This window comes from Duganella sp. 1411 (assembly GCF_017833525.1).
In the GTDB taxonomy this organism is placed as follows: Bacteria; Pseudomonadota; Gammaproteobacteria; order Burkholderiales; family Burkholderiaceae_D; genus Rugamonas.
In genome coordinates this window covers 41,005-57,141 of the sequence record NZ_JAFICD010000008.1, presented here as the reverse complement: position 1 = coordinate 57,141, position 16,137 = coordinate 41,005, and the positions used below count along the sequence as shown (strand labels likewise).

The window sequence follows — 16,137 nt, the reverse complement described above, 5'->3', positions numbered from 1 at the left end:
CTTTTTCCTAGTCGGCGGCGGGATAAAACGGAGGGGATCAGGCGACGACGTTGGCGGCCAGGTGGCCGGCGTCTTTGATATCGTTGATATCGTCGCTGGAGGGGGGCGGTACGTGGTCGATCGGCACCGAAATGGCCACCGTGGTGCCGGCGTTGGGGCTGCCGATGATCGAGCACACGCCTCCTAACAGGCTGATGCGCTCTTCGATGCCGACCAGGCCGAACGAGCCGACCTTGTTGCGGTTGCTCGCCCGCATGCCGACGCCGTTGTCGGTGATGGTCATGCTCAGCATGCCACCGGCCTGACGCAATTCCACCCGCACCAGGCTGGCGTGCGCGTGCTGGACGATATTGCTCAGCGATTCCTGCAGCACGCGGAAAAATGCCGTGGCGCAATGGTCGTCGATGCGGATGTCGCGCTGGTGCTCGATCAGCTCGCAAACCATGCCGGAGCGCTGGCGGAACTGGGCGATCTGCCATTCGACGGCGGCGTTCAGTCCCAGGTCGAGCACGTTCGGACGCAGGTCGTTGATGATGTGGCGCACGCTTTTGATCGTGCTGTCGATCTGGCTGAGCGTGCTTTTGGCGCGCGCGTGCAGGCGCGGGTGGCGGTGCCGGGTGCGCGTGGCCAGCATGTCCGCCTCGATGCGCAGCACCAGCAGGTTCTGGCCCAGGTCGTCATGGATTTCGCGCGCGATGCGCTTGCGTTCCTGTTCCTTGATCTGGTCGGCGTGCGCGGCCAGCCGGCGCAGCTTGTGGTGCGACTGTTGCAGCTTGGCCTGGCTGTCGCGCAATTCCTTGGTCATGACCTTGGCCATCTTGATGGCCCGCATGCGCGACGACGACAGCGTGTGGATCAGCAAATAAAACAGCAGCGAGCCGATGAAGCCGGCCAGCATGGCCAGCCACGGCAGGAACAGGTCGAAGCGGCTGGACCAGGCCGCCTTGGGGGCGCTGAAGTGGGCATGCCACTGGCGGCCGTTGAACATCAGCGGCAGCACGATGGCGAACTGGTCGGCCGGACGCACGTTGTCGCCGTTGTTGAGCTTGTTGTCGAACAACAGGCTGGGCGGCGATGCGGCCGGCGATCGGTCGCCGCTTTCGCCGCCGTCGTACAGGCGCAGGCGCACGTCGCGCACCTGCATCTGGTCCATCGCCAGCTGCACCAGGCGCGGCACGCTGAAACCGATGCCGACCGAGCCCTTGTAGGCGGCGCGGCGTTCCTCGGTGTTAGTCAGCGGCATATCCTTGCGGTACAGCGGCAGGCGGATCGCCATGCCGCCGCCCTGGCCGAAGCTGTCCATGTCGATCTGCTTGCCGGACGTGCTGACCTCGCCCGTGTCGCGCGCGTAGGCCAGCGCCTGCGCCACCGCCGGCTTGTGCGTGATGTCGAGGCCGACCCGCCAGCGGAACGCGGCGATCGGTTCGATCATCGTGATGACCGAATAGTCGGCGCGGCGCCCGGGCGGCTGGATGACGTAGTCGGGATAGCCGTTGGGCGTGCCGTCGCCGCTGTGGCGCGAAATCTTTTCGAACTCCTCGCGCTGGGCGTCGGTGATGTATGGAGCGAAGTTAATGCTGACCAGGGCGGGGAACTGGGTGGCCAGTTTCAGTCCGCGCACAAAGCGGTGGAAGGCCTCGCGGTCGACGCGGTCGCTGGCGTCGAAGAAGCTGGCGGTGGCGCGCAGCACGTCGGAATAGGTGTCGATGCGCGAGCTGATGTGATACTGGGCGTTGCGCGCCTGGTGCATGAAGCGTTCGCCGGCGTCGTACTCGACCATTTTATAGGCGGCGACATAGCACAGCGCGCCGACGCCCAGGGACAGCATGATGCCCGCCCACCAGACGGATTTTGGCGGCGAAAACATTTGTCGCTGCGCGAGAAGTACCTCCATTACGATTGCCTTTCAAGCAACTTCCATGATTTCCACCGTGCTTGAATATAGAAAATATTACTCATGCGAGTCAAGTAATTTTAAAAAAAATGCCATTTGTCCTGAACATACTCCCCGGCAATGGCCGAAAAAAAACCGGCGCCTCCAGGGGAGGGCGCCGGTCCGGTGCAGGCTTGGTGTCTTATTTAGCGACGAAGCTGTCTTTTAGCGTCACGATCCGATTGAACACCGGTTTGCCCGGGGCCGAGTCGACGCGGTCGGCGACAAAGTAGCCGTGCCGCTCGAACTGGAAGCGCTGGTCCGGCAGCGCCGCGCTGATGCCCGGCTCCAGATAGGCGGTGACCACTTCCTTGGCGTTCGGGTTAAGCAGCGACAGGAAATCCTTGCCGCCGGCGTCCGGCTGGGCGTCGGTGAACAGGCGGTCGTACAGGCGCACCTCGGCCTGCACGGCGGTGGCGGCCGACACCCAGTGGATGTTGCCCTTGACCTTGTAGGTGTCCGAGCCGGGCGTGCCCGATTTGGAGTCCGGGAAGTAATTGACATGGACCGCGACGACTTTGCCGTTGTCATCCTTGTCGAAGCCGGTGCACTCGGTCACGTAGCCGTGGCGCAGGCGCACCCGGCTGCCCGGCTTGTCGTCGATCGGCGGGTAGTAGCGGAAATAGCCCTTGCTCGGCACTTCCATGAAGTCCTCTTCCTCGATCCACAGCTCGCGCGTGATCGGGAAAGTGCGCACGCCCATTTCCGGATGGTGCGGGTGGACCGGCGACGTGCATTCCTCGCTCAGGCTTTCCGGATAGTTGTCGATGATCAGCTTGAGCGGACGCAGCACGGCGGTGGCGCGCGGCGCCTTCGGATCGAGGTCCTCGCGCAGGCAGCCTTCGAGCGTGCTCATGTCGATCCAGCCGTCGGACTTGGTCACGCCGATGCGCTCGCAGAACAGCTGGATCGCCTCGGGCGTGTAGCCGCGCCGGCGCAGGCCGACGATGGTCGGCATGCGCGGATCGTCCCAGCCGCTGACGATGCCGTCCTCGACCAGCTGGCGCAGCTTGCGCTTGCTGGTGACCACATAGGTCAGGTTCAGGCGCGAGAATTCGTACTGGCGCGGCAGCGGCAAGGTGAAGAAGCCACCTTCGGCCAGTGTTTCGAGCAGCCAGTCGTAGAACGGCCGGTGGTCCTGGAATTCCAGCGTGCACAGCGAATGGGTGATGTTTTCCAGCGCGTCCGAGATCGGATGCGTGTAATCGTACATCGGGTAGATGCACCAGGCGTCGCCGGTGCGCACGTGGTGCGCGTGGCGGATGCGGTAGATGGCCGGGTCGCGCATGTTCATGTTGGGCGAGGCCATGGCGTCGTCGCTGATCCTGGCGCGCAGGATGTGCTCGCCGTCGGCGTACTTGCCGGCTTTCATGTCGCGGAAGATTTGCAGCGATTCGGCGCGCGGACGGTCGCGGAACGGCGAGTTCTTGCCCGGCGTGTTGAAATTACCGCGATTGGCCGCCATATCGTCGGCCGACTGGCTGTCGACGTAGGCGTAGCCTTGCTCGATCAGGTACTCGGCCATCGCGTACAGCTGGTCGAAGTAGTCGCTGGCGTAGTGCAGATGGTGCTCGACGCCGCCGTCGGCGGCCGGGTAGTCGTAGTCGAAGCCCAGCCACTTGACGCTGTCGATGATGGTGTCGACGTATTCCTGCTCTTCCTTGGCCGGGTTGGTGTCGTCGAAGCGCAGGTTGCAGCGGCCCTGGTAGTCGCGCGCCAGGCCGAAGTTCAGGCAGATCGACTTGGCGTGGCCGATGTGCAGATAGCCGTTCGGCTCGGGCGGGAAGCGGGTGATCACGCTGGGCATGCCGGCGCGCACGTGGGTGCCGGCGGCCTGGTCGTGATCGATGATGGCGCGCAGGAAGTTGGACGGTAAGGCGGGCGCGGTGCTGTTTTTTTCGTTGCTCATCTGAAAAGTGGGCTTTGCAAGAGTTCGTGTAAGGGCATTTTACCGTATCCCCTCCGTGGGCTGAGGGGAAATGCCGCATCGCGGCGGCCGGCGGGGATCGCCGGTGGCGCGGCGGGTATAATTCGTCTTTAATTGTTTCGGCACACTGGCCCGGAGTTTCCAAGATGGAAAATCACTACAACACGCTGGGTATCGCGCCTAACGCCACCGAAGACGAGATCAAAAAGGTATATCGCTCGCTGGCGATGCGTTTTCACCCGGACCGCAACCAGGCGCCCGGCGCCGAGGCGCGCTTCAAGAGCATCACCAAGGCCTACGAGATCCTGTCGGACCCGGTCAAGCGCGAAGAGTACAACCAAAGCGTCAACCACCGCATCATCATCGACGCGGAAGCGGAAGCGTACCAGTTATGGCGCTCGGTGTTCAACCTGCACGGCACGACCCTGCCCCCCGCGTAAGAGCGAGGTGACCCCGGAAACACGTAGGGCGGATTAGGCGGCACGCCGTAATCCGCCAAGCGCCGCCAGCGACGCAAACATAATATACACAGCATCAAAAAACGAAAGCAAGCAATGAGAAAAGTACACCCCGAATTCGCCTATCAATCGCGCGAACTGGAAGGCCAGATCGAAGGCATTCTGGGCGACCCGCCCGACCGCAAGAACTACCAGCGCATGATCGACGCGCTGGTGTCGGAGTACGCCGCCGGCGGCGGCATCGAAGATGTCAACATGCTGGCCTTCGCGCTGGTCGACCACCTCGAGTTCAGCGATCCGAAAGGCCTGCTGGCCGAAGCCCAGGACTACGAGTTCGGCGACGCCGCGCGGGTGTTTTCGATGGCCTCGTGCAAAGGCGAGGCGGCGGCACAAATGTACGCGGCGCTGGAAGAAAACCTGCCGGACCTGGCGCGCCAGGCCATCATCACCGCCTTCCTGTACAAAAACCCGCGCAAGTGGGACGACGACGACCAATCGCTGGAACAACTGTCGGCCAACGACGACGGCGACGATATCGAGGACGAAGACAACGCGACCGACGACTTCGCCCAAATGTTCGACAAGGAGGATTAAACCATGTCCGACGAAAACAAAAGCAACCTGCCCGCGCTGAGCAAGCAGGTGACCGAGCTGGTGCTGGCCGGCTCGCTGGGCCACGCCGAGCAAGCCTTCGCCGAAGCGGCCGACCAGTTCGGCGACCTGGCGGTGGTGGAAGTGCTCAGCAACATCCCGCCGCAAGTGACGGCGTTGCACATGGCCGGCTTCGACGGCGGCAAGATGTCGCTGGCGACGCTGCTGGTGCCGCCCAAGGCCTGGGCCGACAGCCTGGCCTTCTTCGCCGCCACCTGGCAGGACGACCTGATCGAGGACGACCCGGAGCGCATCGCCGAATCGCTGTTCGCGCACGTGCACGGCGTGGTGTTCTCGACCGACGACGAGGAGCGCCGCAGCGAACTGCTGCAGGCGGCCTCGGCGACCGACCACGGCGCCACCATTTTCGCCATCCTGTTTTCGATGGCGCCCAAGGAAATCCTCGAGGTGGCCGGCGAGATCATCTCGAAGGGGCCGTACCTGACCGGCCAGACCTCGTCCGACAACGACGTCGTGCCGCTGGCGATCGCGCTGGCGCAGGCGTCCGAGGACGGCTGGGACCGCGCGCTGTTCGAGCTGTTCCCGGAGTTCCGCCACAGCGCCGACCTGGCCGACGCCGAGTTCAGCGACGACCCGGACGAGGAGCCGACCTTCCTGCAGCGTTCGACCAAGGAATTGCTGTACCGCTTGCGCAAGCAGGTGCCGTCGACGCGCAGCGCCAAGGCGGGTTCGCGCCGCAGCGTCGGCACCGGCATTTTCTCGTGATGGAAATTTGATCCATGCTGCCAGCATTAGTAGTAGAGAATTTGCCGCGCCTGACGCGCGCGATCCAGCAACTGGCCGCCCATCCGGACGACGACGCCGCCTACGCGCTGGCCGACGAGCTGACCGGCATCACGGCCATGGTGGCCGAAAAGTTCACCAACGACCGCACCGCCGAGGGCATCCAGAAGGCGCTGCAGTTGACGGTGGGCGGGGTGTCGCTGGGGCTCGACCATGCGATTCCGCATGAGACGGACCTGGCCGCGCTCGACTTCCTGGTCGAGCACGGCGCCGAGCACGCGTTCCAGATCGGCTTCCGGATGATCAAGGAGTTGTCGGCCTTGCCGGAGGATACGCTGGTCGGCGAGTACGACACCGATCCGGTGTATTCGGCGCGCCGGCTGCGCGACCTGTTCATCGAGCTGTGCCAGACCGATCCGAACCAGAACTGGAACGGCGCGGACCGCTACGACGTCATGCTCAAGCAGCGCAAGGAGGTGCAGGCGATCGTGCGGCTGGCCGGATGGCTGCGGCGGCACAACACCGAGGGCCCGGTCAGCGACACGGACCTGAACGCCGAGGGCGTGATCGCGCTGGCGATCATCTTCGCCATCGAGGGCGGGGGCAGGGTGGTGGCGCGCACCGGGCAGAAGGAGTTCGAGCGGTTCGTCAAATCGGTGCGCAAGAACAAGCCCGACTACGAGGAGGGCTGGGCGGCGCTGGTGGCCAAGGTGCCGGTGCAGCATCATCCGGTGTTGTTGGACCGGATCGACAGCTATCGCCAAACCTGCACCGTGATCCAGCACATCAAGGGACGCACGGCGATGAAGACCTTGTTCGCCGAGTTGGAGAATTACGCCGGTTCGGAGCTGGACGCCGATTACTCGTAGCGTTTAACCCGCACCCCGCCACGCTGCGGGGTCGTACCCCTCGGGGTACGACCCCTCTCACGGGGTATGGGTTTGATTTTCCAGCGCCGCCTCCAGCGCGATCGCCCGGAACGCCGCGACCAGCGACGAAATCTCGTCCTTCCTCTGCGCCAGCAGCAGCGCCGTGGTGGCGTCAGGATCGGCCAACGGCCGGTACAGCACGCCGCTCAGGCGGATGATGTCGAACGAACTCGGCAACACCGCGATGCCGAACCCCGCCGCCACCAGCCCCGCCATCGTCGACGCCTCGCCGGCCTCCATGGCGATCGTCGGCTCGAACCCGGCCGCGCGGCACAGCCGGAAAATCTGCGGATGAATGCCGGTGCCGGCCGTCTTCGGATACATGACAAGCGGCTGCCCCTCCAGATCGCTGATCCGCAAGCTGGCCCTGGCCGCCAGCGGATGCTCCTCCGGCAGCACCATCACCAGCGGATCGCGCCGCAGCTCGGTCGTCATCACCGCCTCGGGCAGCGCCGACTCCGGCGGCCGCACCAGCCCCAGATCGAGCTCGCGGTCGGCCAGCGCGGTGATCTGCGCCAAGGTCGAGCTCTCTTGCAAGGTTAGCGTGACGCCCGGATAGCGCTGCCGGTAGCGGTTGATGACGGTCGCGAACAGCGGCGTCAGCGGCGTCGAGAACGTGAAGCCGACGCGCAACTCGCCCGCTTCGCCGCGCTCGGCCCGGCGCGCCGTCTGCACCGCCTGTTCCGACAGCGACAGCACGCGCCGCGCATCGTCCAGAAACAATTTCCCCGCCTCGGTCAAGCGCACCCAGCGTTTGCTGCGCTCCAGCAGCTGCGCGCCCACTTCGGCTTCCAGCATCTGGATCTGGTGGCTCAGCGGCGGTTGGCCGATGTGCAGACGCTCGGCCGCGCGCGTGAAGCTCAGCTCTTCGGCGACGGCGACGAAATAGCGCAAATGACGTAATTCCACGCGGGTGTCCTCAGTTATCGTTTTAAAGTATGACTAACGACTTAAATATATATTGGACAGCCATACAGCGCAATCCTAAGATGAAACCATCGCGTTTTGCATTGGAACCGCCCCATGTCTTCAAGCACAGCCTTAGCTTCAGCCCTGCCCGGGCCCCGGGCCCAGTATGTCGCCGCGCCGCGCATCGCCGCCGGCAGCGCCGAATTCACCCGTAGCAACCGCGCGCTGTTCTTCGGCGGCTTTTCCTGCTTCGCGCTGCTGTACTGCGTGCAACCGCTGATGCCGTTGCTGTCGCGCGAATTCGCGCTGAGCGCGGCGCAGAGCAGCATGGTGCTGTCGGTGTCGACCGCCGCGCTGGCCTTGTCGCTGGTGGCCTCGAGCGCGCTGTCGGAACGGCTCGGCCGCAAGCCGCTGATGGTGGCGGCGATGGCGGTCGCCGCGTTGATGACGATCTTGTGCGCGTTCGCCCACAGCTATCCGCAGCTGCTGGCGATGCGCGTGCTGCTGGGCGTCGCCCTGGGCGGCATGCCGGCCATCGCCATGGCCTACCTGGGCGAGGAGATCGAGCCGACCTCGCTGGGGCTGTCGATGGGTCTATATATTAGCGGTAGCGCTTTCGGCGGCATGGCGGGACGGGTCATCACCTCGGTGTTGAGCGACCACTTTTCGTGGCGGCTGGCGCTGGGCGCGGTCGGCGTGGCCGGGGTGCTGGCGGCGGCCGAATTCTGGCGCAGCCTGCCGGCCTCGCGCCATTTCGTGCCGGCCGGCGGCGGCTGGCGCTCGATGGCGTCGGGTTTCAAGCTGCACCTGTCCGATCCGGGCCTGCCGTGGCTGTTCGCGCTGGCTTTCTTGCTGATGGGCGCGTTCGTCAGCCTGTATAACTACATCGCCTACCGCCTGCTGGGCGCGCCGTTCGGGCTGAGCCAGAGCCTGGTCGGGGCCGTGTCGTTCCTGTACCTGCTGGGGATCTACAGTTCGGTCTGGGCGGGGCGGCTGGCCGACCGCTTCGGCCGCCGCCACGTGCTGTGGGCGGTGATGACGCTGATGCTGGCCGGCTTGCTGCTGACCTTGTCGAACTGGCTGCCGCTGATCGTGCTGGGCGTGGCGCTGTTCACCTATGGATTCTTTGCCACCCACTCGGTGGCCAGCAGCTGGGTCGGGCGGCGCGCCACCACCGGCAAGGCGCTGGCGTCGGCGCTGTACCTGTTCTTCTATTACCTGGGATCGAGCGTGATCGGTTCGGCCACCGGCGTCATGTGGGGGCGCGGCGGCTGGCCCGGCGTGGTCATGGTGCTGGGCCTGGCGCTGTCGCTGGCGATGCTGGTGGCGTGGCGCCTGCGCCGCCTGGCGCCGCTGGGCCAGGCGGAAAAATGATTAGGGGCAGTTGGTGTACGACTTCTTGCCGTCCGGGCGGATGTTGATGCAGTAGGTCACGAACGCGGTGATGATCTTGTAGGTGCGGGTTTTGTTCTCGCCGTCCGGCGTGCCCAGTTCCACCATTCTCGCGCCCTGATACCATTTCGGCGGCACCGCGTCGTGGGCGGCGTCGAAGCCGCGTTGCAGCCGGGCCTGTTTGCTGTCGGGCGGCGGCAGCGGCTCGGCGACGGGGAAGGTCTTGCGCAATTCCCGATCGATCTTGCCGGCGTCGAGCCGGGCTTGCGCCAGGATGTCGGCGGCGCCGGGTGCCGCCGGCGCTGTCGTCGCCGTCGTTTGGGCGAAGGGATCGTAGGGCGGTGCGCTGTCGGCGGCGGGCGCCGGCGCGGCCGGTTCGGCCACCGGTAACGACCGGTTGGGCGCGGCCGGCGGGGTTTTCAGGCGCACCGGCGGCGGCGCCGGCTTCGGCGCCGCCGCGCGCGGCGTTGGCGTGGTCGGCATCGGCAACAGCCATTGGATGGCGTCGCGCGGCGCGCGTGGCGTCCGGGTCAGGCGCTGGTTTTGCAGCAAAAAATAAATGGCCGCACAGTGCGCCAGTGCCGTTAGAAGCAAGCCGGCGTAATGGCCTGGGCGTCGTATGTTCATGGCCGGGATTGTACCCGGGCCGGCGCGCGCGGTTTATCTTTATTGCAAGTATCGCCGCGCGCGCCCCACGGGCTAGGGCGGCGGGTCCTGCTGGTCGTCGGCGGCGTGCAGCAGCCCGTGGTAGGCGAACGCTTCCTGTATGTTGTCGCGCAGGGTCTGGTCGTCCCACGGCTTGGTGTAGAAGCGGTAGATCTCGCCGCGGTTGATTGCGTTGAGCACCGATTCGAGGTCGGCGAAACCGGACAGGATGATGCGTATCGTCCGCGGATACATGTTCTTGACGCGGCTGAGGAACTCGGTGCCGTTCATGCCCGGCATGCGCTGGTCGCTGATGACCACCTGCACCTCGTGCATGGCCAGCAGGTCGAACGCCTGCTCGGCCGTCTCGGCGCTCAGGATATGGTAGCCGTCGACCCGGAACAGGCGCTTGAGCGACGCGCGGATCGACGGTTCGTCGTCCAGCAGCAGCAGGGTTTGCTGTCCGCGCGCCGCGTCGCTCGGGCGCGGCGCCAGGCCGCGTTCCTGGCGCAGCAGCTCGGCGAAGTCGTCCGGCACCAGCGGCCGGCTGAAGAAATATCCCTGCATCTCGTCGCAGCCATGGCGCCGCAGGTAGGCCAGTTGCGCCTCGGTTTCCACGCCTTCGGCGATCACCTTGAAGCCCAGGCTGTGGCCCAGCGCCAGCACCGAGCGCACGATCGCCGCCACCTTCGGCTCGGTCAGCATCTCGCGCGTGAAGGATTGGTCGATCTTCAAATAGTCGACCGGGAACTGCTTCAGGTAGGCCAGGCTCGAATAGCCGGTGCCGAAGTCGTCGATCGACAGCGCGATATCGAGCCGCTTGAGCTGCTCGACCACCTCGACCGCCGCGCCGACGTTGTGCATCATCAGGCTCTCGGTCAGTTCCAGCTCGAGGTATTGCGCCTCCAGGCCGCTGTCGGTCAGCGCCGCGACGACCTCGCCGGCCAGCGCCGGATCGCGGAACTGGCGCGCCGACAGGTTGACCGCCACCCGCAGCGGCGTCAGGCCGGCATCCTGCCAGGCCTTGTTCTGCGCGCAGGCCTGGCGCAGCACCCAGCGGCCGATCGCCACGATCATGCCGGTCTCCTCGGCCACGCCGATGAAGCGCGCCGGCGACACCATGCCCATGCTCGGATGGTGCCAGCGCAGCAGCGCCTCCATGCCCACCACGGCGCCGCTGCGCAGGTCGACCTTGGGCTGGTATTGCAGGCTCAGCTCGTTGCGCGGCAGCGCGTGGCGCAGCTCGGCCTCGATCATCGTGCGCTCGGCGATGCGGGTGTGCATGGCCGCCTCGTAGAACTGGATCTGGTTGCGGCCGGCCTCCTTGGCGCGGTACATGGCGATGTCGGCGTGCTTGAGCAGTTGCTGCGGCTCGGCGCCGTCGTTGGGGTAGACGCTGACGCCGATGCTGCAGGTGACGGTGAACAATTGCTTGCCCAGCGCCACCGGCGCGCTGACCGCGTCGAGCACGCGCTCGAGCAGGAGCGACATGGCGCGGCCGTCGGCGTCGGGCATGAGCAGCAGGAATTCGTCGCCGCCGAGCCGGGCCACGGTGTCGCCGGCGTCCAGGCAGGCGCTCAGGCGCGCGCCGACGGCGCACAGCAGCTCGTCGCCGGACTGGTGGCCCTCGCTGTCGTTGACCAGCTTGAAGTTGTCGAGGTCGATGAACGCGACCCACACGCTGTGGCCGTAGCGCTGGGCGTAGCTGATGGCCTGGGCCATGCGGTCGCCGAACAGCGCGCGGTTGGGCAGGCCGGTCAGCGCGTCGTGGCTGGCCTGGTGTTCCAGCTGTTCCTGGTAGTTGATGGTTTCGGTCATATCGGTCAGCACGCAGACGTGGTGGCCGATCTCGTCGCCGGTGTGCACCGGCGCCAGGTGCAGCTGGGTCCACAGCGGCGCGCCGTCGCGGTGGCGCGCGCCCAGCAGCATCGTCACCTCCTGGCGCGACTGCAGCGCCGCGCGCAGCGCCTCGCCGTCGTCGCTGTGCTGGTCGTGGCCGAGCAGCAGGTCCAGGCGTTGGCCGCGGGCGTCCTCGCCGCTGTGGCCGAACAGGCGCGAGAAGGCGGGATTGGCGTACTCGATCAGGTCGCCGTCGGGGCCGTGCGCGGTGATGACGATGGCGTTGACGCTGGCGTCGAGCGCGCGCCCGCGCAGCTGCAGCATCATCTCGTTCTGTTTGCGCTCGCTGATATCCTCGATCGTGCCGAGCACGCCGATGACGTTGCCGTGCTGGTCGTGGAACGGCAGCTTGTTGATCGTGTACCAATGCACCGAGCCGTCGGCCCAGGTCATGTGGTCCTGGCGGTCCAGTTGCGGCTGGCCGCTGGCGACGATGGCGCGGTCCTCGGCGCGGATGGCCTCGGCGTTGTGCGCCCACGGCAGTTGCTCGTCGCGCCGGCCGGCCACTTGCGACGTGCTAGCGAGTCCGGCCGCGCGCGCGAACACCTCGTTGCCGCCCAGGTAGCTGCCGTCGAGCCCCTTCCAGAAGATCTGGTGCGGCAGGTGGTTGATGACCAGGTTTTTCAATTCGCGCGAGGCGTGCAGCTCGGCCGCCATGCGCAGCTGTTCGGTGACGTCGTGAACCACGACGAAGCGGGCCGGATGGCCGGCGATGGTGACCGAATGCGACGAGATCTCGACATGGATATGGCTGCCGTCGCGCTTGATGTGGGTCCAGACGCCGGCCCGCTCGGCGCCCCTGGCGGGGGCGGCGGCCAGGTTGCGCTCGAGCCGCGCGTGCTCCTCGGGCGGGCGGATGTCCATGATCGTCATGCGCAGGAATTCGGCCTCCGTGTAGCCGTAGTGGTCGACGGCGGCGGCGTTGACCACCAGGAACTGCAGCGTCTGCAGGTTGTAGACCCACATCGGTTGCGGATGGGCCTCGAACAGGTGCTTGAAGCGCAGGCGCGACTCGAACACGTCGTAGTCGTCGAGCGGATACGACAGGCACAGGTAATGCGCGGGCTGCTGCGGCGTGGCGCGGCGCCATTCCACCGTCTGCGTGACCATGTGCGGCACGCCGCCGGCGCCGACCAGCTCCAGCTCGCCGCGCCAGTAGCCGCGCGCGCGCGCCGTCGGCAGCGCCTCGTCCTTGAGCATCGGCACAGACCAGGTGGCGTACAGCGAGGCGGCCGGCGCCTTGTCGGGCAGCGGTCCCAGCGCGGCGCGGGTGTGGCCGTTGCACCACAACAGGGTGCCGCCGTCGTCGATCGAAAAAGCGAAATAGGGGCTGTGGGCGAAAAAATGTTCGGCGCTGGCGGCCGGGCCCGGCTGGCGATCCCCGCCCGGCGGCTGCTGTTCGGTCCCGCGAAGGTGTGCTGAATACTGGTCGATGTCCATGTCCGTTCTGAGGGTGCGGGCTTTGTTGATTAATACTAACAGATGCCGGTGGCGGCGCGTGCACAGCTGACTCATGCGGGATCATGCGGGAGTAGGCGGACGAGTTTGACCATGTTCTGACATGGGTCAACGGGCGGACGCGGGCTTTGAAACTGGCGCCGGGGCAGTGAGTCGAATCTGCACTGGCACGCCTGTGCCCGATCCCACGAAGGAGGAGTCCACCATGCTGCAAACGAACGACATCGAGCACCGGTTCCATTTACTTGAGCAAGCGATAGGCCAGGCCGCCCAGGCCAGTTCCGCCGAGCCCGATCTTCCCAGCGAGCTGCGCGACAGCATCCAGCGCGTCGACCGCTTGTCGGACACGGCGCGCGAGATCTTGCTGTCGCAGGACGGCGAGCGCATCCGCAAGCTGATCCGCGACATGGAAGCGCTGGCCGAGCGCGCCAAGCGGGTGTGCACCAACATTCCGCGCTTGTCGGCGCAGATGAAGGGCTCCGTCAGCCAGATGCACGGGCAGATCATGGAGTTGAAGCGGGATGTCCTCCGTTGAAGGGGGGGAACGCGGCAGCGTTACTGCGCCACCCTGATTTCGGCGATCATCTCGCCGATCTCGTCCAGGCCGGTCTCCTGGAAGCCGAAGCTTTGGTAGAACTTGCGCGCGGTCGCGTTGCCCGGCTTGTAGCAGATCGTGATCAGCCTGACGTCCGGCTTGGCCTTGAGTTCATCGAGCAGCAAGGCCATCGCGCGCCGGCCTATGCCCTGGCCCTGGCGCGGGAAATCCACCATGAAGCGGTAGATGCCATATTCGCCCGGGTTGTCATTCGACTGGCGGTCGTACAGCAAAAAGCCGGCCGGTTCGCCGTCGCAGTAAATGCCGCGCGGGATGTAGTCGGCGTAGAACTTGGCCTGCGCGATCGAAAAGGCATTGCTGGCGATAAAATCGCGTTGATGGTCGGGCAGCTCCATGTCCATGAAGGCCTCGAAGTTGTGGCCCGTAATTTCTTCCAACGTCACGTTGCTACTCATGCTTACAGAACTCCTTTGTTGCGCAGGGCGGCGATATCGGCCTCGCTGTGGCCCAGCAAGTCGCGCAGCACTTCGTCGGTGTGCTGGCCCAGCAGCGGCGGCGGCAAGGTGGCCGCGTCGTCGGCCGGCGCGCCCGACATGCGCATCGGGCTGCGCACCAGCTTGACCTTGCCGGCGGTCGGATGCGGCACTTCCATCACCAGTTCGCGCGCCAGCACCTGCGGGTTTTTGTAGACATCGTCGAGGTTGTTGATCGGGCCGCAGGGCACGCCGACCGCCTCCAGCTGGTCGATCCAGAAATCGCGGCTGCGCGCCTGCACCATGGCCGCCAGCAGCGGCACCAGCTCGTCGCGGTTCTTCACGCGCAGCGGATTGGTGGCGTAGCGCTCGTGCAAGGCCAGATCGCCGCGCCCGCCCACTTCGACGAACTTTTGATATTGCCCGTCGTTGCCGGTGGCGACGATGATGTAGCCGTCCGAACAGGCGAAGGTTTGGTACGGCACGATGTTCGGATGCGCGTTGCCCCAGCGCTTGGGCGGCTTGCCGCTGTTGAGGTAATTGCTGCCCATGTTGGCCAGCATCGCCACTTGCACGTCGAGCAGCGCCATGTCGATGTACTGGCCGCTGCCGTCGCGGTCGCGCTGCGTCAGCGCGGCGAGGATGGCGATGGTGGCGTACATGCCGGTCATCAAATCGGTCAGCGCGACGCCGGCTTTTTGCGGGCCGCCGCCGGGCAGGTCGTCGCGCTCGCCGGTGACCGACATCAGCCCGCCCATGCCCTGGATCAGGAAATCGTAGCCGGCGCGGTGCGCGTACGGGCCGTCCTGGCCGAAGCCGGTCACCGAGCAGTACACCAGGTCGGGCTTGATGGCCTTCAGCGATTCGTAGTCGAGGCCGTAGCGTTTGAGCTGGCCCACCTTGTAGTTTTCCAGCACCACGTCGCAATGCTTGACCAGCTCGCGCAGCAGCGCCTGGCCCTCGGCGCTGGCGATGTCCATCGTCACCGAGCGCTTGCCGCGGTTGGCGGCCAGGTAGTAGGCGGCCTCGGTGGTGTCGTTGCCGTCGGCGTCCCTGGCGTACGGCGGGCCCCAGGCGCGCGTGTCGTCGCCGGCGCCGGGCCGTTCGATCTTGATGACGTCGGCGCCGAGGTCGGCCAGATTCTGCGAGCACCACGGTCCGGCCAGCACCCGGCTCAGGTCGAGCACGCGGATATGGCTAAGCGCTTTTTGAGCTGTCATGATATGTCTAACCTTTTGAGTAATCCTATCAGGCCGCCAGTGTAGTGTCTGCGCCGCATTCGTGATAGGGTTGGTGTTGGTTTAACACTAAAATTTTACCCCGCACCCCGCTTGGCCCGGGGGCTACCCCGCATGGGGTACGACCCCTCCGGTACGCGGGTTCGGGCAGTTGGAGGCACTTATCATGTGGCCATACCCTAAAATTGTTGCGCATCGCGGCGGCGGGACCGTGGCGCCGGAAAACACCGTCGCCGGCCTGCGCGCCGGCCTGGCCTACGGTTTCCACGCCGTCGAGTTCGACGTGATGCTGTCGCGCGACGGCATCGGCATGGTCATGCACGACGCCGACTTCGGCCGCACGGTGGCGGGGCGGGGAAGCGTGCCGGGCACCGACGCCGTCGATCTGGCCGGGATGGACGCGGGCTCATGGTTCGGCCCGCAATTCCAGCATGAACCGGTGCCGTATTACACGCAATTCATCGATTACTGCAAGGCGCAGCGCATCTGGATGAACGTGGAGATCAAGCCGGCCGACGGCTTCGAGGCCGATACGGGCCGCTGGGTGGCCCGGGTGACGCGCGACAGCTATGCCGACGAGATCGCCGCCGGCGACCCGGCCGCCGTGCCGCTGCTGTCGTCGTTCAGCTTCGAGGCGCTGGCCGCCGCCCGCGACGCCGCGCCGGACCTGCCGCGCGGCTACCTGCTGGACCGGATTCCGGACGACTGGCAGGCGCAGGCGAGGGAACTGGGCGCGGTCGCCATCCACACCAACCACAAGCACCTGACCCGGGAGCTGGCGCAGGCGATCAAGGCCGCCGGCTATGGGCTGTTCTGCTACACCGTCAACGACCCCGGGCGGGGCAGGGAGATCCTGTCGTGGGGCGTCGACGGCTTCTGCACCGACCGCATCGATTTGATCGGCCCGGGGTTTGCCTAGCCCCGC

14 protein-coding genes are annotated in these 16,137 nt (G+C 66.0%); 7 read left to right on the top strand and 7 right to left on the bottom strand.

Annotation, left to right across the window (positions count from 1 at the left end):
* Positions 1-37 precede the first annotated feature (37 nt).
* Both JOD97_RS28415 and JOD97_RS28410 read right to left on the bottom strand, forming a co-directional pair.
* Positions 38-1,867 (bottom strand): CHASE domain-containing protein, encoded by a 1,830-nt coding sequence (locus JOD97_RS28415; protein WP_229264790.1) that lies wholly within the window; start codon positions 1,865-1,867, stop codon positions 38-40.
* Positions 1,868-2,075: 208 nt separating this feature from the next.
* Positions 2,076-3,842, bottom strand: coding sequence for a glutamine--tRNA ligase/YqeY domain fusion protein (locus JOD97_RS28410; RefSeq protein WP_209725988.1), 1,767 nt, complete (start codon positions 3,840-3,842; stop codon positions 2,076-2,078).
* Between the two features lie 164 nt (positions 3,843-4,006).
* Between JOD97_RS28410 and JOD97_RS28405 the strand changes: the two genes are divergently transcribed.
* From JOD97_RS28405 to JOD97_RS28390, 4 genes are all read left to right on the top strand, one after another.
* Positions 4,007-4,300, top strand: coding sequence for a DnaJ domain-containing protein (locus JOD97_RS28405; protein WP_209725986.1), 294 nt, complete (start codon positions 4,007-4,009; stop codon positions 4,298-4,300).
* A gap of 114 nt (positions 4,301-4,414) precedes the next feature.
* A complete protein-coding gene (locus tag JOD97_RS28400; RefSeq protein WP_209725984.1) occupies positions 4,415-4,912 on the top strand; it encodes a hypothetical protein in 498 nt (165 codons plus the stop codon).
* Positions 4,913-4,915: 3 nt separating this feature from the next.
* Positions 4,916-5,695, top strand: a complete 780-nt coding sequence (locus tag JOD97_RS28395) for a hypothetical protein (RefSeq protein WP_209725982.1) — start codon at positions 4,916-4,918, stop codon at positions 5,693-5,695.
* Positions 5,696-5,709: 14 nt separating this feature from the next.
* Entirely contained in the window at positions 5,710-6,582 is an 873-nt protein-coding gene (locus JOD97_RS28390; protein WP_209725980.1) for a hypothetical protein, read from the top strand.
* Between the two features lie 57 nt (positions 6,583-6,639).
* Here JOD97_RS28390 and JOD97_RS28385 read toward each other — a convergent pair whose 3' ends face one another.
* Entirely contained in the window at positions 6,640-7,551 is a 912-nt protein-coding gene (locus JOD97_RS28385) for a LysR family transcriptional regulator (RefSeq protein ID WP_209725978.1), read from the bottom strand.
* Positions 7,552-7,665: 114 nt separating this feature from the next.
* Here JOD97_RS28385 and JOD97_RS28380 point away from each other — a divergent pair, with 114 nt between their 5' ends.
* A complete protein-coding gene (locus JOD97_RS28380; protein ID WP_209725976.1) occupies positions 7,666-8,925 on the top strand; it encodes an MFS transporter in 1,260 nt (419 codons plus the stop codon).
* Here JOD97_RS28380 and JOD97_RS28375 read toward each other — a convergent pair whose 3' ends face one another.
* Together JOD97_RS28375 and JOD97_RS28370 are read right to left on the bottom strand one after the other, a co-directional pair.
* Complete coding sequence (locus tag JOD97_RS28375; RefSeq protein WP_209725974.1) at positions 8,926-9,570, bottom strand: hypothetical protein; 645 nt, start codon at positions 9,568-9,570, stop codon at positions 8,926-8,928.
* A 72-nt stretch (positions 9,571-9,642) separates the two neighbouring features.
* Positions 9,643-12,927 carry an EAL domain-containing protein gene (locus JOD97_RS28370; protein ID WP_209725972.1) on the bottom strand — a complete coding sequence of 1,095 codons (3,285 nt, stop codon included), beginning with the start codon at positions 12,925-12,927 and terminating at the stop codon, positions 9,643-9,645.
* A gap of 223 nt (positions 12,928-13,150) precedes the next feature.
* Here JOD97_RS28370 and JOD97_RS28365 point away from each other — a divergent pair, with 223 nt between their 5' ends.
* Complete coding sequence (locus JOD97_RS28365) at positions 13,151-13,480, top strand: hypothetical protein (RefSeq protein WP_209725970.1); 330 nt, start codon at positions 13,151-13,153, stop codon at positions 13,478-13,480.
* Positions 13,481-13,500: 20 nt separating this feature from the next.
* Here the strand turns inward: JOD97_RS28365 and JOD97_RS28360 are convergent, their stop codons facing one another.
* Both JOD97_RS28360 and JOD97_RS28355 read right to left on the bottom strand, forming a co-directional pair.
* The gene (locus JOD97_RS28360; RefSeq protein ID WP_209725968.1) at positions 13,501-13,956 is read right to left on the bottom strand and encodes a GNAT family N-acetyltransferase; all 456 of its coding nucleotides are present in this window, start codon (positions 13,954-13,956) and stop codon (positions 13,501-13,503) included.
* 2 nt (positions 13,957-13,958) lie between these two features.
* The gene (locus JOD97_RS28355) at positions 13,959-15,194 is read right to left on the bottom strand and encodes a CaiB/BaiF CoA-transferase family protein (protein WP_209725966.1); all 1,236 of its coding nucleotides are present in this window, start codon (positions 15,192-15,194) and stop codon (positions 13,959-13,961) included.
* Between the two features lie 184 nt (positions 15,195-15,378).
* Here JOD97_RS28355 and ugpQ point away from each other — a divergent pair, with 184 nt between their 5' ends.
* Positions 15,379-16,131, top strand: a complete 753-nt coding sequence (ugpQ, locus tag JOD97_RS28350) for a glycerophosphodiester phosphodiesterase (RefSeq protein WP_209725964.1) — start codon at positions 15,379-15,381, stop codon at positions 16,129-16,131.
* Positions 16,132-16,137: the final 6 nt, after the last annotated feature.